19 protein-coding genes and 1 tRNA gene are annotated in these 18682 nt (G+C 72.6%); 6 read left to right on the top strand and 14 right to left on the bottom strand.

All coding sequences use genetic code 11. The features are described 5' to 3' along the window. Nucleotides 1-12 precede the first annotated feature (12 nt). Entirely contained in the window at nt 13-927 is a 915-nt protein-coding gene (locus tag P3T34_RS13120; RefSeq protein WP_280666215.1) for a hypothetical protein, read from the bottom strand. A gap of 254 nt (nt 928-1181) precedes the next feature. Between P3T34_RS13120 and P3T34_RS13115 the strand changes: the two genes are divergently transcribed. Continuing rightward, nucleotides 1182-1255, top strand: a tRNA-Ile gene (locus P3T34_RS13115). A 123-nt stretch (nt 1256-1378) separates the two neighbouring features. Here P3T34_RS13115 and crcB (P3T34_RS13110) read toward each other — a convergent pair. The 6 genes from crcB (P3T34_RS13110) to P3T34_RS13085 form a co-directional block, all read right to left on the bottom strand. Continuing rightward, nucleotides 1379-1753 (bottom strand): fluoride efflux transporter CrcB, encoded by a 375-nt coding sequence (crcB, locus tag P3T34_RS13110; protein WP_280666214.1) that lies wholly within the window; start codon nt 1751-1753, stop codon nt 1379-1381. After that, nucleotides 1750-2091, bottom strand: a complete 342-nt coding sequence (locus P3T34_RS13105) for a DUF190 domain-containing protein (RefSeq protein ID WP_280666213.1) — start codon at nt 2089-2091, stop codon at nt 1750-1752. The genes crcB (P3T34_RS13110) and P3T34_RS13105 overlap by 4 nt, the downstream gene beginning before the upstream one ends. Then, nucleotides 2088-2558, bottom strand: a complete 471-nt coding sequence (gene crcB / locus P3T34_RS13100) for a fluoride efflux transporter CrcB (RefSeq protein ID WP_280666212.1) — start codon at nt 2556-2558, stop codon at nt 2088-2090. The genes P3T34_RS13105 and crcB (P3T34_RS13100) overlap by 4 nt, the downstream gene beginning before the upstream one ends. A gap of 67 nt (nt 2559-2625) precedes the next feature. Continuing rightward, nucleotides 2626-2919, bottom strand: a complete 294-nt coding sequence (locus P3T34_RS13095) for a hypothetical protein (protein WP_280666211.1) — start codon at nt 2917-2919, stop codon at nt 2626-2628. A 17-nt stretch (nt 2920-2936) separates the two neighbouring features. Next, nucleotides 2937-4505 (bottom strand): LCP family protein, encoded by a 1569-nt coding sequence (locus P3T34_RS13090; RefSeq protein WP_280666210.1) that lies wholly within the window; start codon nt 4503-4505, stop codon nt 2937-2939. A 159-nt stretch (nt 4506-4664) separates the two neighbouring features. Then, nucleotides 4665-6074: an FtsW/RodA/SpoVE family cell cycle protein gene (locus tag P3T34_RS13085; protein ID WP_280666209.1), complete on the bottom strand. Its 1410-nt coding sequence runs from the start codon at nt 6072-6074 to the stop codon at nt 4665-4667. A gap of 210 nt (nt 6075-6284) precedes the next feature. Between P3T34_RS13085 and P3T34_RS13080 the strand changes: the two genes are divergently transcribed. After that, nucleotides 6285-6638, top strand: a complete 354-nt coding sequence (locus P3T34_RS13080) for a metalloregulator ArsR/SmtB family transcription factor (protein WP_280666208.1) — start codon at nt 6285-6287, stop codon at nt 6636-6638. Then, entirely contained in the window at nt 6631-9333 is a 2703-nt protein-coding gene (locus P3T34_RS13075; RefSeq protein ID WP_280666207.1) for an HAD-IC family P-type ATPase, read from the top strand. The genes P3T34_RS13080 and P3T34_RS13075 overlap by 8 nt, the downstream gene beginning before the upstream one ends. A gap of 7 nt (nt 9334-9340) precedes the next feature. On the opposite strand, the gene P3T34_RS13070 is transcribed toward P3T34_RS13075, so the two are convergent. Next, a complete protein-coding gene (locus P3T34_RS13070) occupies nt 9341-9790 on the bottom strand; it encodes a MarR family transcriptional regulator (protein WP_280666206.1) in 450 nt (149 codons plus the stop codon). A gap of 117 nt (nt 9791-9907) precedes the next feature. Here P3T34_RS13070 and P3T34_RS13065 point away from each other — a divergent pair, with 117 nt between their 5' ends. Together P3T34_RS13065 and P3T34_RS13060 are read left to right on the top strand one after the other, a co-directional pair. After that, on the top strand, nt 9908-10933 hold the full coding sequence (locus P3T34_RS13065; RefSeq protein WP_280666205.1) for an NADP-dependent oxidoreductase: 1026 nt from the start codon (nt 9908-9910) through the stop codon (nt 10931-10933). Between the two features lie 365 nt (nt 10934-11298). Then, the gene (locus tag P3T34_RS13060) at nt 11299-11793 is read left to right on the top strand and encodes a DUF3145 domain-containing protein (RefSeq protein ID WP_280666204.1); all 495 of its coding nucleotides are present in this window, start codon (nt 11299-11301) and stop codon (nt 11791-11793) included. A 63-nt stretch (nt 11794-11856) separates the two neighbouring features. Here P3T34_RS13060 and fabF read toward each other — a convergent pair whose 3' ends face one another. The 5 genes from fabF to P3T34_RS13035 form a co-directional block, all read right to left on the bottom strand. Next, complete coding sequence (gene fabF / locus P3T34_RS13055; RefSeq protein WP_280666203.1) at nt 11857-13122, bottom strand: beta-ketoacyl-ACP synthase II; 1266 nt, start codon at nt 13120-13122, stop codon at nt 11857-11859. A 90-nt stretch (nt 13123-13212) separates the two neighbouring features. Then, nucleotides 13213-13455, bottom strand: coding sequence for an acyl carrier protein (locus tag P3T34_RS13050; protein WP_280666202.1), 243 nt, complete (start codon nt 13453-13455; stop codon nt 13213-13215). 82 nt (nt 13456-13537) lie between these two features. Then, nucleotides 13538-14569, bottom strand: coding sequence for a beta-ketoacyl-ACP synthase III (locus tag P3T34_RS13045; RefSeq protein ID WP_280666201.1), 1032 nt, complete (start codon nt 14567-14569; stop codon nt 13538-13540). Then, a complete protein-coding gene (locus P3T34_RS13040) occupies nt 14566-15504 on the bottom strand; it encodes an ACP S-malonyltransferase (RefSeq protein ID WP_280666200.1) in 939 nt (312 codons plus the stop codon). Before P3T34_RS13040 ends, P3T34_RS13045 begins: the two co-directional genes overlap by 4 nt. Before the next feature lie 89 nt (nt 15505-15593). Next, nucleotides 15594-16769: a helix-turn-helix domain-containing protein gene (locus tag P3T34_RS13035; protein WP_280672036.1), complete on the bottom strand. Its 1176-nt coding sequence runs from the start codon at nt 16767-16769 to the stop codon at nt 15594-15596. A 196-nt stretch (nt 16770-16965) separates the two neighbouring features. Between P3T34_RS13035 and P3T34_RS13030 the strand changes: the two genes are divergently transcribed. Continuing rightward, on the top strand, nt 16966-17751 hold the full coding sequence (locus P3T34_RS13030) for a pirin family protein (protein WP_280666199.1): 786 nt from the start codon (nt 16966-16968) through the stop codon (nt 17749-17751). A gap of 13 nt (nt 17752-17764) precedes the next feature. Here P3T34_RS13030 and P3T34_RS13025 read toward each other — a convergent pair whose 3' ends face one another. Further along, nucleotides 17765-18598 (bottom strand): serine hydrolase domain-containing protein, encoded by an 834-nt coding sequence (locus tag P3T34_RS13025; protein ID WP_280666198.1) that lies wholly within the window; start codon nt 18596-18598, stop codon nt 17765-17767. Nucleotides 18599-18682: the final 84 nt, after the last annotated feature.

The raw sequence follows: 18682 nt of genomic DNA, 5'->3' as shown, positions 1-18682 counted from the left end.
CTCACCCCGGTCCTACTGCGTCGCCCGGTCGTAGAGCGCCTGCACCCCGCTGCCGAAGTAGCTGGTGTACGAGATGTCCGGGGTGTTCCCGCCCTGCTGGTAGCCGCCGATCACGCCGACCACCGTGCCCGTGTGGGTGCTCGGGTCGAACCCGGTCACCCACGGGCTGCCGCTGGTGCCGCCGGTGTAGTCCGGGCAGCTGATCCGCAGCTGGGTGGGGCTCTGCTCGACGGTCTGGTTGACGCAGGTGATCGGCTCGTCGCTGCTGCTCGGATAGCCCGTCACCCGCACGTCCAGTTGGTAGCCCTTGCCGATGCCCAGCTTGTTCGCCCCGAGCACCTGCTGCACCTGCCTGCCGTCCTGCGGCTGGACGATGGCGAAGGCGACGTCCAGGTCGGGGTTGCCGTGGTCGGCCCAGCTCTGGTCGACGGTGATCGCGGCCAGCGGCCAGACCCCGTTGGGCGTCTCGCCGGCGCGGTAGCCCGGTACGAAGACCAGGTTGTTGCGCTGGCCCACGCCGGGGTCGTAGACGCAGTGCGCGGCCGTGATGATCAGGTTCTGCCCGGCGCTGTCGACCACGCTGGCGGTGCAGAAGTGGTCGCCGGAGGCGTTGCTCGTGAAGACCGCGCCGACCAGGCCGTTCAGCACGGTGGGGGAGGCCGTGTGGGTGGTGCCCTTGTGCTTGCCGAAGGCCTTCAGGAAGCGCTGCCTGGACCATCCGGAGGGGAGCGGGGACGACGTCGCCTCGGTCGTGGCCTCGCTGGTCGCCGTGGGCGACGTACCGGCCCCGCTCGGAGTCGCGCCGCTCGGCGGGGTCAGCCACATCGCGCCGCTCGGCCGCGCGGGGGAGGACGCGCACCCCGCCGCGGTGAGCGAGAGTCCCAGCAGTACGGCCGCACCGCCCAGTGCCCGGCTACGCACCGTCATCCGACTCCCTCCAGCGCCTGTTGTTCAGCCCAGCGTCACCCGGACCTCGGCGCCCTGCCACCGCTGCACCCGCCCCTGAGCCCACCCGGGCCCCACCCCGGCCCCACCCCAGCAGCCCCGGGGAACGCACTCGTGGTCCGCCCCCGGCGCGCACCACGGCTGATCGACCGGATATGCTGCCCGAGGCGGTCCCCCGGGGCCGTCTCCGCTGCGATGGACAGCCACTGTGGTGGCCGGTACCCACGCGGTGAGTCGGGGCGGTAGCTCAGCCGGTTAGAGCAGGGGACTCATAATCCCTGGGTCGTGGGTTCGAGTCCCACCCGCCCTACACAGCAGTCCTGTGCCTCACCTGGGAGAACCCTAGGGCACCCCTGGCAAGTTGAAGCCCCGACAGGCCGAAGTTCACCCAATGGGAACCCCCTGCCGCAGGCATTGACGGTGCGTACTCCCGTCAGCCCCAGAGGGCTTGGGCCAGGGCCGAGCCGGTCCAGACCGCGCCGAGGCCGGCCACCACGCTCGCGGTGACGTTGGCGGCGGCGTAGAAGGTGGCGCCGTCCTCGGCGAGGCGCAGGGTCTCGTAGGAGAACGTCGAGTAGGTGGTCAGAGCTCCGCAGAGGCCGGTGCCGATGAGGAGTTGGAGCTGGGAGGAGGCGACCCCGGCGGTGGCGGCGCCGGCCAGCGTGCCGAGGATGAGGCAGCCGGCGATGTTGGCGGTGAAGGTGCCCCAGGGGAAGACGGTGTCGTGGCGGGACTGCACGGCGCGGTCGGTGAGATAGCGCAGCGGGGCACCGATGATCGCGCCGGCGATGACCAGCAGCCAGTTCACGAGGTCTCCCGGTGGGGGAGCAGCAGCTCGCAGGTGTCCAGGGTGATCAGGCCGCCGTCCGGCAGGAGCTCGTCGAGTTGGGGGAGGAAGCCGCGGACGCGCTCGTCGGTGTCGACGAGGATCACGGCCACCGGCAGGTCCTCACTGAGCGAGAGCAGCCGGGTGGTGTGGACGACCCGGGAGGCGCCGAAGCCCTCGATGCCGCGGAAGACCGAGGCGCCGGCCAGCCCGGCGGCGTGGGCGCGGTGGACGATCTCGGCGAACAGCGGCTTGTGGTGCCAGGTGTCGTTCTCCCCGAGCAGGATCGTCGCGCGCAGTGCGGGAGCGGTGGGCCTCATGGCTGCCTCCAGCCGATCACGCGGCGGGTCAGCGCCGCGGCGGTCCAGACCGCGGCCAGCGCGGCCAGCAGGGTCGATGCGAGGTAGGCCAGCCCGGTCGCGGCGTGCTGGCCGTCGATCAGGCGCTTGATGTCCACCTCGTAGGTGGAGAAGGTGGTGAAGCCGCCGAGCACGCCGGTGCCGAAGAACGGCCGCACCAGGCGGTGCGCCGACCAGACGTCGGTGATCAGCACCATGAAGACGCCGATCACCGCGCAGCCGACCACGTTGATCGCCAGCGTGGTGGTCGGGAAGGTGCCGGGAGCGGCGGGCCAGAGCAGTCCGGCGCCGTAGCGGGCGCAGGCGCCGATCGCGCCGCCCAGGGCGATCACCGCGAGGATGTCGCCCTGGCCGGCCCAGGGGCTGCGAGGCGCGGCGGGCGGGGCCGGGTCGGCGTCGGGGTCGACGGCTCCGGTCTGCGGTCGCATCTGCTGCACCTGTGTCTCCCGGGGCCGTCGCTGCGCGTCCATTCTAGGACCGGCCGGCAGCAGGCCTTCACCGGTCGCGGGTGGCGCGCAGCAGCCAGTTGGCGCCGCGGGTGATGGCGGCTCGGCGGCGCTGGCGGCGTGAGATGCCCCGGGCCTGAGCCGGGATCAGGCCCGGGGCGGTGCCGGCCAGGTCGGCCAGTCGGCGCGCGGCGGCGGCGAGCTGGCCCAGCAGCCGGCGACGGCGGGCCGGGTCGGCACTGCGCAGCAGGGCGGTGTGCAGCCCCTCGATCTCGGCAACGGCGGCCGCCAGCCGCAGTTCGGCGGCGTTGCTGGTGTCCCGGTCCCCCCAGGGCATCTGCATGGTGTTCCTTTCCGGCGTCAGCCGTAGGTCAGGCCGGCGCAGACGTCGGTGTCGGCCGGTCGGGTGTTGTCCGCGATGCCGTCCGGGACGGTGGTGGCGGGGCGGGTGCTCGGCGCGGGGCTGGGCGCCGACGGGTCGGTGGACCAGGACGGTCCTGCCGCGACCAGGTAGTCGTGGCCGAGCTCGACGCTCACGCCCGCCGTGCCGGGAGCGGCGGTGGCGGGGTCGGCGCTGAGCTCCGCGCCGGGGAAGAGCCGGGCCAGCTGCTCGGCGTCCCCCTGGTGCCCGGCGGCGTAGACCACCACGGTGACGGCCCGTGAGATGCCGGGGCCGCCCGCGACGACCTGCCGGTACCCCTGGGCCGCGAGATCCTGGACGGCCCGGTCGGCCAGCCCGACCGTCCCGGTGCCGTTGTGCACGACGACCGGGATGGTGAGGTCGGCGCTCGACGAGGCGCCGGCCGCGGGCGCGGTGGGGGCGACCCGGCCGGTGTAGTGCCCGTCCAGCGTCCGGTCCTGGCGCAGCAGCGCCCAGAGCTCGTCCACATCCGGGTGCACCAGCGCCACCCGGTCCCCGGCGTAGCGCCACGGCGCGGTGACGAAGGTGAAGTCGGCGAGCTTGATCGAGCGGATCGACTGGACGAAGCCGGCCAGTTTCAGCGCGCTGCCCAGGCCCTGGTCGACGGTGAGCGAGCGGGTCGCCGCGTCGGCCAGCGGCAGCAGGGTGGTGAGGTTGAAACCCTGGTCCTGGACCTTCTTGAGCAGCGAGGAGAGGAAGGCCTGCTGGCGCTTGACCCGGCCGATGTCCGAGCCGTCCCCGAAGCCGTGCCGGGCCCGGACGTAGTCCAGCGCGAGCTGTCCGGTGACCGTCTGCCGGCCCTTGCCGAGGTGGATGCCGTAGGCGTTCACCTCGTTCGGCACGCAGACCGGTACGCCGCCGATCGCGCTGGTCATCGCGGCGAAGCCCTTGAAGTCGATCACGATGGTGTGGTCGACCCGCAGCCCGGTCATCGTCTCCACGGTGTTCTGCGAGCAGGCCGGGTTGCCGGTGGGGGAGCCGCCGACGGCGAAGGCGGAGTTGAACATCTGGCCGTGCTGCGGGGCGGTCCACTTGCCACTGGGCAGTTTGCAGGGCGGGATGTCCACCAGCGAGTCGCGGGGGATGGAGACCGTGACGGCGTGCCGGTGGTCGGCGTAGACGTGCACCAGCAGGGCGGTGTCCGAGTTGCCCGCGCCGACCGTGCCGCCGGCCAGGTCCTCGTTGCCGTTCGCCCGGGTGTCGGAGCCGAGCAGCAGGACGTTGACGGGGCTGGTGCCGTTGGCGTCGGCGGGGCCGGCGCCGGGGCGGTTGGCGGAGAGGCCGCCGCTGTCGAAGACGTTGAGGTTGCCGGTGAGGTGCTGGTAGAACCAGGCGCCGGCGCCGACGGTGGCCAGCAGCAGTCCGGCCGCCGAGAGGCAGGCGATCCGTAAGAGCCGGCGGCGGCGCGGATGCCCGTCGGCCTCGGGCCGTCGTACGCTCAGCTCGTCTGCGGTGCTCTGCGGGTGCAGGGGGTACGGGTCGCCGGGGCCGGTCTCGGGATCGGTCATCTGTACGCTCCGCGCGGTCGCCGGCGAGCCGGTCGCTCAGGTGGACGGCCTGGACCGACCGTGTGCACAGTTGCGCAATTTAGCAAGTATTGGGCGGATGGCAAACTCCGCCACCGCGGCCAACCGGGTGTCGGTCGGCCGCGGGATCGTCGGTGGAGGTCAGACGGCGGCCGGCGCCAGGGCGCCGCTCGGCTCGGGATCCGGGTCCAGGGTGCTGCGGCCCGCGGCGTCGCTGAGTTTGATCATCAGGGCGGTGAGCAGCCAGTTCGCGACGGTGGACGAGCCACCGGCGGCCAGGAACGGCAGGGCCTTGCCGGTCAGCGGGATCAGCCCGGTGACGCCGCCCACCACGACGAAGACCTGCAGCGCGAGGGCCGCTGCCAGACCGGTGGCCATCAGCTTGCCGAACGGGTCGGTCAGCGAGATCGCGGTGCGCAGGCCGCGCTGGATGAAGAGCGTGTAGACCAGCACGACGGCGGTCACCCCGGCCAGGCCGAGCTCCTCGCCGACGGTGGTGAAGATGAAGTCGCTGCGCCCGGCGAAGCCGATCATCCAGGGCCGTCCCTGGCCGAGGCCGGTGCCCAGCAGATGGCCACTGCCGAAGCTGAACAGCGCCTGCGCCGACTGCGGCGAGCTCAGTGAGGCGTCGTGCACCGGCTTGTAGTAGTCCAGCGGGTGCAGCCAGGCCTCCACTCGGCCGTGCACATGCGGCTCCAGGCTGCCGACCACCACGGCTCCGCCGACCGCCATCAGCACGCCGAGGATCATCCAGCTGGTGCGCTCGGTGGCGACGTAGAGCATCACCACGAAGACGCCGAAGAAGATCAGCGAGGTGCCCAGGTCGCGCTCGAAGATCAGCACCAGCAGGCTGACCGCCCAGATCGCCAGCACCGGGCCGAGGTTGCGCCCGCGCGGCAGGCTCATGCCCCAGACCTTGCGGCCCACCAGCGCCAGCGCGTCGCGGCTGACCGTCAGATAGCCGGCGAAGAAGATCACGATGGCGAGCTTGACGAACTCGTCCGGCTCCAGCGAGACGCCGGGCAGCTTGATCCACCGCTTGGCGCCGAAGGTGTCACCGGGGAAGAAGGCGGGCGCGGCCAGCAGGACCAGTGAGCCGACCATCAGGATGTAGACATATTGCTGGAAGAACCGGTGGTGCTTGACCAGCGCGAGCAGCCCGATCGCCGCGAAGGACGCGATGAAGAGCCACATCACCTGGGACGGCGCCGAGGGAATCTTCTGGAAGTCGCCGGAGTCCACGATCGCGTACGACTCGTCGAGCCGGTGCTGGAGCACCAGGCCGAGGCCGCTGAGCAGCACCGCGCACGGCAGGATCAGCGGGTCCGCGTAGCGCGCGAACTGCCGTACCGCGAGGTGCAGGACGAGCGCGAGCAGCGAGAAGCTGACCCCGTAGACCAGCAGGCCCGGGGGGAGCTTGTTGTTCAGCGCGAGGTCGGCGTCGATGTAGCCGAACAGCGAGACCACGACGGCGAACGCCACCAGGGCCAGTTCGAGGTTGCGGCGGCGGTCGGCGCCGCGCCGCCCCTCGGCCCGCAGGCTGCCTATCACGGTGATCTCCCCACAGCGCGTCATCGTGGACCGGCGAATTCTCGCACGTTTGCGATGCCCCGCATTCCACGGGCCCCTTCGCGGCCGAAGACCGCGCGGCTACACTGAGCCCCCTCATGAGCTGGTTCGCAGATCAGTTCGTCCAACGGCTCCACGGCTGGTTCACAGCACCGGGGACCTCCGGGAACAGCTAGGGAGAGGGCGGTACGGATGACGGGCTGGGCCGGTCACGACGACCCCTCCCCGCAGATTCTGCAGCAGGCGGCGGCCTCCTTCGGCTTGCTGGCCTCCACCATGCGGCTGCACATCGTCTGGGTGCTCAGCCAGGGCGAGGCGGACGTCGGCACGCTCGCCGAACGGGTCGGCGGCACCCTGCAGGCCGTCAGCCAGCACCTCGCCAAGCTCAAGCTGGCGGGCATGGTCTCCAACCGCCGCGAGGGCCGTCGCCAGGTCTACGGCGTGGACGATCCGCAGGTGGCGACGCTGGTACGGCTGATGGTGGAGAAGTTGGACGATCCCGGGTTCGGCGCCGAGCCGCACCGGTTGCGGGGCAGCGGTGCCTGAGAACGGGGCACGCCTCGCAGCGCTCCCGGGATCCCGGCGAACCGAGCCCGCCGACCTCCCGGCGCGGGCCGAGCCCGCCGGGTGGGAGCGCTCCGCCCGGCTGAGCCGCCTCCAGGTGCTGCGCGCGGTCGACTCCTCCCCGCGCGGTCTGACCGAGGCGCAGGCCGAAGCCCGCCTCGCCCTGCACGGTGAGAACATCGTGCTGCCGCGCCGCGAGCCGCCGGTGGCCCGCCGCGTGCTGAACGCGCTGCGCGACCCGTTCACCGTGCTGCTCGCCTGCCTGGCGCTGGTCTGCGCGGTGATCGGCTCGCTGGGCAGCAGCGCGATACTGGGCTCCCTGGTGCTGGCCGCGGGCCTGCTGCGGTTCCTCGGTGAGCGGCGCTCGGTACTGGCCATGCGCGCGCTGCGCGAGCTGCTGCCCGGCACGGCCACCGTGCTGCGCCGCGCCGAACTGCAGGACCTGCCGCTCGCCCGCGAGATCCCGACCGACCAGCTGGTCCCGGGCGACATGGTCCGGCTGACCTGCGGGGACGCCGTCCCGGCCGACCTGCGGCTGCTGCGCAGTGAGGGGCTGGTCATCGACCAGTCGGCGCTCACCGGCGAGAGCGAGCCGGTCGGGCGGCTGGCCCCGGACGCGCCGTCGGCCGCCGCGCCCGGAGGGCCCTTCGACGAGCCGCACCTCTGCTTCACCGGCAGCCGGGTGGTCGCGGGCAGCGCCACCGCGGTGGTGCTGGCCACCGGTGAGGCGACCTGCTTCGGCGCCGCGCACCTGTGGGCTCCGGAGGTCGGCGCCGGGCGCTCCGCCGTCGAGCGCGGGGTGCGGCGGGCGGTCTGGGCGCTGATCGCCTTCATGCTCGCCGCGGTGCCGCTGACGGTGGGCGCGGACACCCTGCTGCACGGCTGGAGCGCGGGGCTGCTGCCGTTCGCGGTGGCGGCGGCCGTCGGGCTCACCCCGGAGCTGCTGCCGCTGGTGCTGAGCACCGTCCTGGCACGCGGCAGCCAGCGGCTGGCGGGCGGGAACCTGCTGGTCAGGCGGCTTCCGGCGGTCTCCGAGCTGGGCGCGATGGACGTGCTGTGCGTGGACAAGACCGGCACCCTGACCACGGCGACGCTCGCCGTGGCGGTCTCGCTCGACCCTGCCGACCACCCCGATCCGCTGGCCCTGCGCTGGGCCGCGATCGCCGCCGACGCCGCGCTCGACCAGGCGGACCCGAGCGCCTTCGATCCGGCGGACGAAGCGCTGCTGGACGCCGCCGAGCTGTCCGGACTGCTCGACGGCCCGGCGCCCGCGGTGCTGGACACCATCGCGTTCGACGCGTCCCGGCGCTGCGCCTCGGTGCTGCTGCGCGAGGCGGGCCGGCACGTCCTGGTGCTCAAGGGCGCCCCGGAGGCCGTGCTGGCCCGCTGCACCGAGGTGCGCACCGGGCCGGGCGCCACCCGGCCGCTGGACGCGGACAGGCGGGCCGCGCTGGAGCAGCTGGTGGCGCGCCGGGCCGGGGAGGGGCTGCGGCTGCTCGCGGTCGCCCGCGGCGAGCTCGCGCCCCGGCTGGGCGGCTACGGTCCGGCGGACGAACACGAGCTGACGCTGCTGGGCTTCGTAGGCCTGCAGGACGAGCCGGTCGACTCGGCGGCCGACGCGATGGCGCTGCTGACGTCGGCCGGCGTCGCGGTCAAGGTGGTGACCGGGGACCATCCGCGCACCGCCGTGCGACTCTGCGGGCGGCTCGGGCTGGCGCCGGGACCGGTGCTGCTCGGCAGTGACCTGGACGCGCTCGCCGCCCGGGAGGTCGCCGAGGGCACGGTCGGCCTGCTGGCGCAGGCGGTGCGCGGCGCCTCGGTGCTGGCCCGCTGCACCCCGGAGCAGAAGGCCAGGGCGGTGCAGGCGCTGCGCCAGGACGGCCGTACGGTCGGCTTCCTGGGCGACGGCGTCAACGACATCGCCGCGCTGCGCGCCGCCGACGTCGGGATCAGCGCCGGCACGGCGGTCGGCGCGGCCCGCGAGTGGGCCGACGTGGTGCTGCGCGAGGGCGATCTGACCTCGCTCGGCCGGGCGCTGACGATCGGCCGCTCCGCCGTCGCCAACGTGGCCGCCTACCTGCGGATCGCACTCTCCTGCAACCTGGGCAACGCGGTCTCGATGCTGGCGGGCGGCGTGCTGCTGCCCTTCCTGCCGATGCTGCCGGTGCAGGTGCTGGTGCAGAACCTGTGCTTCGACGCGGCCCAGCTCTCGTTCGCGGTCAGCAGCAGGGACGCCCGCGCCGGGAGCTCGCCGGTGCGGCTGCGCTGGGGCTCGCTGGCGCTCTTCGCCGTCCTCTTCGGGCTGCTCAACTCCGCCGGCGACATCGTGATGTTCGAGGCGATGAACCGGGTGACCAGGGGGTTCTCGGTGCCGGACGCGGCGGGGATGTTCCACACCGCCTGGTTCGGCGAGAACCTGGTGACCCAGGCGCTGGCGCTGCCGCTGCTCTACGGGCTGGGCAGTGCGGGTATCCGGCCGCCGCGCACGGTGTGGGCCGCGGCCGGGGCCCTCGCGGTGGGCGGCCTGCTGCTGCCGGCGACCTGGCTGGGCGAGTGGCTCGGCTTCGAGAGCCTGCCGTCGGCCGCGTACGGGGCGATGGTCGGGGTCGCGGCCGGTTACGGCGGGCTGCTCTGGGCCGGGCGGCTCTGCTGGCAGCGCTGCGCCGGGCAGACCTGAGGATCGCTCAGCCCTGAGCGGCGCCGGTGAGCATGCGGCGGAGCAGGTCGCGCAGCGTGGCGCGCTCGGCCTCGTCCAGGGTGGCCAGTGGCTCGCGGGCGAAGTTCAGGGACTTCCGCAGCTCGTCGGAGGCCGCCTCGCCGGCCTCGGTGGCGGCGACCAGCTTGACCCGGCGGTCCTGCGGATCGGCCTCCCGGGTGACGAATCCGCGGTTCTCCAGCCGGTCCACGATGCCGGTGATGTTCGACGGCTCACAGCCCAGCGTCTGCGCGATGTGCCGCATCGGCATCGGCCCGCGCCGCAGCAGCGCGAGCACCTTGGCCTGCGCCCCGGTGAGTGAGCGGGCGGCCGCGGCCTCCTCGTACTCCCGGTGGAAGAGCGCGACCAGGCCCGCCATCAGGTCGACGACCTCCCGCGTCAGGTCGTCGGCTGTCGCGGGAACGGGTGGGTTCGACATGCCGCAGAGCCTACCTGAATATTTGACAAGCTGAACCTTTCATGTCCATGGTTGCTTCAGTAAGTCAACCTTCCAGGTTGACCAGAGAACGTGGATCAGAGAACAGGGAGCACACCGATGGCAGAGCAGTCCGTGCCGACCACCGCCCGCGAGTGGCACCTCAGGGCCCGGCCCGACGGCTGGCCGGTACCGACCGACTTCGAGCTCGTCGAGGCGCCGGTGCGACGCCCCGAGCCGGGCGAGATCCTGGTCCGCAACGCCTTCCTCTCGGTCGACCCGTACATGCGCGGCCGGATGAACGACATCAAGTCCTACGCCCCGCCGTTCCAGCTCGGCGCACCGATGGACGGCGGCGCCGTGGGCTATGTGGTCGCCTCGAACGCCGAGGGCATCGCGGTCGGCGACGCCGTGCTGCACGGCGCCGGCTGGCGCGAGTACGCCACCGTGCCGGCCAAGGCCGCCGTCAAGGTCGACCCGGAGCTGGCCCCGCTCTCCTACTACCTGGGCGTCCTCGGGATGCCCGGACTGACCGCCTACGCCGGGCTGTTGGAGGTGGCGGGCCTGAAGAAGGGCGACGTCGTCTTCGTCTCCGGCGCGGCCGGCGCGGTCGGTTCGCTGGTCGGCCAGATCGCCCGGCTCAAGGGCGCCTCCCGGGTGGTCGGTTCGGCCGGTTCGGCGGCGAAGGTCGCCAAGCTGGTCGACGACTACGGCTTCGACGCCGCCTTCAACTACAAGGACGGACCGGTCCGCGAGCAGCTGGCCGAGATCGCCCCCGACGGCATCGACGTCTACTTCGACAACGTCGGCGGTGAGCACCTGGAGGCCGCGATCGGCGCGCTGAACGTGCACGGCCGGGCCACCCTGTGCGGCGCCATCGCGCAGTACAACGACACCGCGCCGCCCGCCGGTCCGCGCAACCTCGCGCTGGCCATCGGCAAGCGGCTGCGCCTGCAGGGCATGCTGGTCGGCGACCACGCCGCGCTGCAGCCGCAGTTCGTCGCCGAGATGGCCGGCTGGCTGAAGGACGGCAGCCTCAGCTACGACGAGACCGTGGTGGACGGCGTCGAGAACACCCCCGAGGCCTTCATCGGCCTGCTGCGCGGTGACAACACCGGCAAGATGGTGGTCCAGCTCGCTTTCTGAGTGATCGTCAAGCTCAAGGCCCCCAGGGGCGCGCGGCGTTGCTCCGCGCGACCCTGGGGGCGCGTTTTTGCGCCTGTTCCGACCGACCGTCAGACAGGCTCCGGCTCGGCGCGATAGCGTGGCCGCACCGCCACACCGGCAGTGGATGGGGCCGTTCGGGGGAGAGATCCCGATCAGGGGTAGACCTCCCTGCGGAACTGACTACCATGGTTGAAGCCTGTCCGTTTTGAGCAAGTTAGTTACCTAATGTCGATTGACCAGAGTGACAAACGGGCAGCAAACCGCCATGTGACGCTCAGGACCAACCGGCCACGGGCACGAGGCAGCTGGGGAAGGCGACCCTCGTCCACAGCCTGGAGGTCCCGGTGACGACACGTGGAGTCCTGTACATCCACTCCGCGCCCCGCGCGCTGTGCCCGCACGTCGAATGGGCGATGGCGGGCGTTCTCGGCGTGCGGGTCAGCCTCGACTGGATCCGCCAGCCGGCCGCGCCCGGCCACTGGCGCTCCGAGTTCTCCTGGCAGGGGGAGCCGGGCACCGCGTCCCGGCTGGCCTCGGCCCTGCGCGGCTGGCAGTTGATGCGCTACGAGGTGACCAGCGAGCCCTGTGCCACGGCCGAGGGCGAGCGGTACAGCAGCACCCCGAGCCTGGGCATCTTCCACGCCGTCACCGGTATGCACGGGGACATCCTGATCCCGGAGGACCGGCTGCGCGCGGTGCTGCTGCGCGCCCGCAACGAGGGCGGGAACCTGGAGGCCGAGATCTCCCGGCTGCTCGGCAAGCCGTGGGACGACGAGTTGGAGCCGTTCCGCTACGCGGGGGAGGGCGCGCCGGTGCGCTGGCTGCACCAGGTGGTGTGACGCCGTGACGCGAAAGCGGGCAGCTCCCCCGGCCCGGGGGAGCTGCCCGCTTCGTACGGTGCGTCAGATGCTGCGGAAGGCCAGCACCACGTTGTGGCCGCCGAAGCCGAACGAGTTGTTCAGCGCGGCGATCCGGCCCTGCGGCAGCTCGCGGGCCTCGATCCGGACGATGTCCGCGTCCACCTCGTCGTCGACGTCGTCGAGGTTGATGGTCGGCGGCGCCAGCCGGTGGTAGAGCGCCTGCACGGTGGCCACGGTCTCGATGCCGCCCGCGCCGCCCAGCAGGTGGCCGGTCATCGACTTGGTGGCGGAGACGGCGACGTGGTCCAGGTGCTCGCCGAGCTCCTTGCGCAGCGCCTTGATCTCCGCGATGTCGCCCTGCGGGGTCGAGGTGGCGTGCGCGTTGACGTGCACCACCTCGGCCTTGTCCAGGTCGGTGGACTCGAACAGGTGGGCCAGCGCGCGGGCCACGCCCGAGCCGGTGGGCTCCGGCTGCGCGATGTGGTGGGCGTCCGAGGAGAGGCCCTGGCCGACCGCCTCGCAGTAGACCCGGGCGCCGCGCGCGGCGGCGTGCTCGGCGGACTCCAGGATCACCACGCCGGCGCCCTCGCCCAGCACGAAGCCGTCGCGGGCCTTGTCGTACGGGCGCGAGGCGTGCTGCGGGGCGTCGTTGTTCTTGGACATCGCCATCATGTTGGCGAAGGCGACGATCGGCAGCGGGTGGATCGCCGCCTCGGTGCCGCCGGCCACCACGACGTCGGCGCGGCCGGTACGGATCATCTCGATCGCGTAGCCGATCGCCTCGGCGCCGGAGGCACAGGCGGAGACGGGGGTGTGCACGCCGGCCCGGGCGCCGACCTCGATACCCACGTTGGCGGAGGGGCTGTTGGGCATGAGCATCGGCACGGTGTGCGGAGACACCTTGCGGACGCCCTTCTCCTTCAGCACGTCGTACTGGTCGAGCAGGGTGGTGACGCCGCCGATGCCGGAGGCGATCACGGAGCCCAGGCGCTCGGGGAGGATCTTGGAGGACTCGTCGGTGGCCGGGACGTCGAAGCCGGCGTCGGCCCAGGCCTCGCGGGCGGCGATCAGCGCGAACTGCGCCGAGCGGTCCAGCTTGCGGCAGAGCGGGCGGGGCAGGATCTCGCTCGGCTCCACGGCGGTGCGTGCGGCGATCCGGACCGGCAGGTCGGCAGCCCACTCTTCGGTCAGCGCGGCCACGCCGGAACGGCCGGCGATCAGGCCCTCCCAGCTGGAGGCGGCGTCGCCGCCCAGCGGCGTGAAGGCGCCGATACCCGTGACGACCACGGTGCGGTTTTCAGCGGTCACTGGTTCTTCTTCTCTCACGTGAGCAGGCGGTGGCCGGCCGGGAAGGGGCCCGGTGGGGGCGGCGGATCGGCCGCCCCCACCGGAAGGTGATCAGGCCTGGGCGAGGATGTAGTCCACCGCGTCGCCGACCGTCTTGAGGTTCTTGACCTCGTCGTCCGGGATCTTCACGTCGAAGCGCTCCTCAGCGGCGACGACAACCTCGACCATGGACAGCGAGTCGACGTCCAGGTCATCGGTGAACGACTTGTCGAGCTCAACGTCCTCGGCCGGGATACCGGCGATCTCGTTGACGATCTCGGCGAGACCTTCCAGGACCTCGTCCTTGGTAGCCATAGTGGCTGCTCCTCATTCAGTGGTGATGACGTCCTGCGGGTGCATGACGCCGAGTAATGGTCCGTAAGGCGTGTAACGGTGCCTATGGGAGGGTAACGACTGCCGCGGCGTAGACCAGACCCGCCCCGAAGCCGATGATCAGGGCGAGGTCTCCGCTCTTTGCCTCGCCGCTCTCCAACATGCGTTCCATGGCGAGCGGGATCGAGGCGGCGGAGGTGTTCCCGGTCTCGGCGATGTCGCGGGCGACCGGCACCGAGTCGGGCAGTTTGAGGGCCTTGATCATGGCATCGGTGATGCGCATGTTGGCCTGGTGGGGGATGAAGGCACCGAGCTGGTCGGCCGTCACGCCGGCGGCGTCCAGCGCCTGCTGGGCCACCTTGGCCATCTCCCAGACCGCCCAGCGGAAGACCGTCTGGCCCTCCATCCGCAGCGCGGGCCACTTCTGCTCCGCGCCGACGCCGTTGATGGCGTCCGGCTTGGCGAAGGCGGTGTCCCATGCCTCGGTCTGGGTGATGACGTCCTTCTGCGACCCGTCCGAGCCCCAGATGATCTTGCCGATCCCCGGCTCGTCGGAGGGGCCGACCACGGCCGCGCCGGCGCCGTCGCCGAAGATGAAGGCGGTGGAGCGGTCGTGCGGGTCGGTCAGGTCGCTCAGCCGCTCGACGCCGATGACCAGCACGTACTCGGCGCTGCCGCCGCGGATCATGCCGTCGGCCAGCGAGAGGCCGTAGCCGAAGCCGGCGCAGGCCGCCGAGATGTCGAAGGCGGGTGCGGTGCCGCAGCCGAGCCGCTCGGCGATCTCGGTGGCGATGGCCGGCGTCTGCTTGAAGTGCGAGACGGTGGCCACGATGACGCCGCCGATCCGGGCCGCGTCGATGCCGGCCTGGGCGATCGCCTTGCCGGCGGCCTGCACCGACATCTCGGCGACGGTCTCACTCGGGCCCGCCCAGCGCCGTTCGGCGATGCCGCTGCGGGTCCGGATCCACTCGTCCGAGGACTCGATCCACTCAAGCACCTCGGAGTTCGGGATCACCCGGACCGGCCGGTAGCCGCCCACACCGTGGATCCGCGCGTACGCGGCACCGGTGGTCGGCTGGATCCGGACGTTGCTCATGCGCCCACCTCGGCGTGCTCGGCCACCAGGGCTCGGGCCTTGTCGAGGTCGGCGGGGGTCTTCAGGGCCAGCGTGGCGACGCCCTTGAGGTTGCGCTTGAGCAGGCCGGTCAGCGTGCCGGCCGGAGCCATCTCGATCACGCAGGTCGCGCCGAGCTGCCCCAGGGTCTCCATGCACAGGTCCCAGCGGACCGGGTTGGAGACCTGGGCGACCAGGCGGCTCAGCACCTCGGCGCCGGACTGGACGACCTCGCCGTCCCGGTTGGAGACGTAGCTGACCAGCGGGTCGGCCACCGTCAGGCTGGGGGCGAGCTCGGCCAGGCGCTGCACGCCGGGGGCCATGTGCTCGGTGTGGAACGCGCCGGCCACCTTGAGGGCGATCAGCTTGGAGCCGGCCGGCGGGTCGGCCCGCAGGGCCTCCAGCTGCTCCAGGGTGCCGGCTGCCACGAGTTGGCCGCCGCCGTTGTTGTTGGCGGCGGTCAGGCCGTGTTCGGCCAGCTTGGCCGCCACCAGCTCGGGGTCGCCGCCGAGCACGGCGATCATGCCGGTGGCGGTGACCGCGGCGGCCTCGGCCATCGCGCGGCCACGCTCGCGGACGAAGGTGAGCGCGTCGGTGGCGCTCAGCACGCCGCCGATGCTCGCGGCGGTGATCTCACCGACGCTGTGTCCGGCGAGCGCGCCGATCCGCTTGACGGCCTCGTCCTGGCCGGGGAAGAGCGCCCCGGCGGTGATCAGACCGGCGGCGACCAGCAGCGGCTGGGCGACGGCGGTGTCCTTGATCTCCTCGGCCGAGGCCTCGGTCCCGTAGTGCGCCAGGTCGAGGCCGGCCGCCTCGGTCCACTCGGCCAGCTGGGCGGCTACGCCGTCCAGCTCGAGCCAGGGGTTGAGGAAGCCGGGAGTCTGGGCACCCTGTCCAGGGGCGACGATTACGAGCACGGTTCAACCCTCTCTCGCCAGGCGCCCGTGGGCGGGTAGGCGACGGTAACGAAGATAAGTACGTCGGATTGTGGAATCCCTACAGGCCGTCAACCCTGCTCGGCGCCGGACTCCAGTCGGCCCAAGGCGAGCGCGATGCGCAGAGTGAACGCCGAACGCACGTCCGAAGGGGCGTAGCCAGTGACGTCAGTCACACGACGAAGCCGGTAGCGCACGGTGTTGGGGTGGACGAAGAGCATTCTGGCGGCGCCCTCCAAGGAGGAGGCCTGCTCCAGGAAGACACTCAGCGTCTCCAGCAGTGCCGAACCTGCCTCGTCCAACGGTGTGTAGATCTCCTCCACCAGCTGACGTCGCGCCACCAGGTCTCCGGCCAGCGCGCGCTCGGGCAGCAGATCGTCCGCCAGGACCGGGCGCGGAGCGTCCGGCCAGGCCGCACAGGCCTTCAGCCCGGCTGCCGCCGCGTGGGCGGAGCGGGTGGCCGAGAGCAGGTCGTTGACGGTCGGGCCGACCACCACCGGGCCGGGGGCGAACTGGCCGATCAGCGCGCGGGCGGCGTGCACCGGCTCCTTCTCGCCGCCGACCACCACCACAAGTCGCTTGCCCAGCACGCCGGTCAGCACATGCAGCCGGGCGTAGCGGGCGGCCCGCCGGATCGCCTCGACCACCGCCTCGCTGTCGCCGTCCGGGGCGCTGCCCATCACCACCCGGACCTGGCTCGGCTGTCCCCAGCCGAGGGCGGCGGCGCGCGACAGCACTCCCTCGTCCGCGTCCCCGGAGAGCAGCGAGTTGACGACCAGTGCCTCCAGACGGGCGTCCCAGGCGCCGCGGGCCTCGGCGGCCTGGGCGTAGACCTGGGCGGTGGCGAAGGCGATCTCGCGGGCGTAGACCAGGACCGACTCGCGCATGCCCTCCTCGTCGCCGGGCGCCGCGACCTCGGGGATCGCCTCCTCCATCACCTCGATGGTGGTGCGGATCAGCTCGACGGTCTGGCGCAATGTGATCGCCCGGGTCAGCTCGCGCGGCGCGGTGCCGAAGACGTCGGTGCTGATCGCCTGCGGGGCGTCGGGGTGGCGGTACCACTCGGTGAAGGCCGCGATGCCGGCCTGGGCGACCAGGCCGATCCAGGAGCGGTGCTCGGGCGGCATCCGGCGGTACCAGCCGAGTTGGTCGTCCATCCGCGAGATCGCCGCGGTGGCCAGCTTGCCCGCCGACTTCTCCAACCGCTTGAGGGTGGCGGCCCGCAACTCGGCGCGTTCGGCCGCCAGCCGTCGTTCCACGGCGGTCGGGCCGGCGGCGGGTCTCTTGGCGGGCCGCTTCGCGCGGGGCGGGTTCTGGTCGTTCGATGCTGGGGCTGAGGGGGCTGGCACAGGGACAAGACTGCCTCACGGCGCCGGGTCTTTGCTGCACACCCCCCGCGGATGGGCTCGGTGGTGCCGGTCACACCCGATACGGTGAGTGGCTGTGACCGACCTTGAGACCGAGCGCGGACGCCCCCGGGCGGACCTGCGCCGCACCGCCGAGCGCTACCGCTCCACCCCCGCCGAGGGGATCGAGACCCGCCACGCCTTCTCCTTCTCGGGCCACTACGACCCGAAGAACACGCACTTCGGAGCCCTGCTGGCCTGCAACGAGGAGAGCCTGGCCGTCGGCGCGGGCTTCGAGGCGCACCGCCACCGGGACGTGGAGATCCTCACCTGGGTGCTGGAGGGCGCGCTCGCCCACCGGGACGGTGACGGGCACGCGGGGGTGGTCCGCCCCGGCATGGTCCAGCACCTGAGCGCGGGCAGCGGGGTGACGCATACGGAGCGCAACGTCGGCGGGGCCGACGTTCCGGTCAGATTCATCCAGATGTGGCTGCAACCCGACATCTTCGACACGCCGCCGTCCTACGGGCTGCGCCGGGTGGCGCCGGGCCCGGACGACTGCGTGCTGCTCGCCTCCGGGCTCGCCCGGGACGCCGGTACGCCCGCCCTGCGGCTGCGCCGCTCGGACGCCGCGCTGCACCTGGTCACCGCCGGGCCCTGGCAGCCGCTGCCCGAGCTGCCGCAGGCGCCGTACCGCTACGCGCACCTGACCGCCGGCGCGCTCGGCTACCGCACGGTCCCCGGCCCGCAGGGCGCCGGGCGCTCGCTGGAGCCGGGGGACAGCGTGCGGATCACCGGCTCGGCCTTCGCCGACCCGACCGCCGGGCCGGACGGCGCCGAGCTGCTGCTCTGGGAGATGCACTCACCGCTGCGCTACGGCTGAACGGCTCAGCGGCTCAGCCGCGCAGCTCGTCGAGCACCGCGTCGGTGAACTCCGGCCAGGACTCGGCCGCCCAGGGCCCGAAGTCACGGTCCGTCAGCGCGACGCAGGCCGCGCCGGCGACCGGGTCCACCCACAGGAAGGTGCCGGACTGGCCGAAGTGCCCGAAGGTCTCCGGCGAGCTGGTCAGGCCCGTCCAGTGCGGCGACTTCTGGCCGCGGATCTCGAAGCCGAGGCCCCAGTCGTTCGGCTTGCAGTGCCCGAAGCCCGGCAGCACGCCGTTCAGGCCGGGGAAGGCCACCTCGCGGGTCGCGCCGGCCACCGTCGAGGCGTCCAGCAGCCGCGGCGCCTGCAGCTCGGCCGCGAAGCGCACCAGGTCGGCCACGGTGGAGACGCCGCCCGCGCCGGCCGGCGTGCGGTGCGTGGTGTCGATCAAGGTCGACGCCATGCCCAGCGGCTGGAAGACCGCCTCGGCGGCGTACTGCGCGAACGGGATGCCGGACGCCTTGGCCAGCGTCTCGGCGAGCACGTCGAAGCCGGCGTTGGAGTAGAGCCGCCGGGTGCCGGGTTCGGCCATCGTGCGGTGCTCGTCGAAGGCCAGCCCCGAGGTGTGGGCCAGCAGGTGGCGCACGGTCGAGCCCTGCGGTCCTGCCGGGTCGTCGAGCTCGAAGACGCCCTCCTCGACGGCGACCAGCGCCGCGTAGGCGCTGAGCAGCTTGGTCACCGACGCCAGCGGGAACGGGTGCTCCTGGGGCCCGTTCTCGCCCAGCAGCGCGCCGTCCGCGCCGCGCACCACCGCCGTGGCCGCCGTCGGTACCGGCCAGTCCTCGATCATCCGCAAGCTCTGCATGGGGGAACTCTAGTGCGGTGCGCCGGGGCGGCCGAGTGGCAGGCTTGCTTGGAGTGCACTCCAACTCAGTAGCGTCGTTCTCAC

The sequence above is a fragment of the Kitasatospora sp. MAP12-44 genome (assembly GCF_029892095.1).
GTDB lineage: Bacteria > Actinomycetota > Actinomycetes > Streptomycetales > Streptomycetaceae > Kitasatospora.
This window is presented reverse-complemented; position numbering and strand designations above follow the sequence as displayed.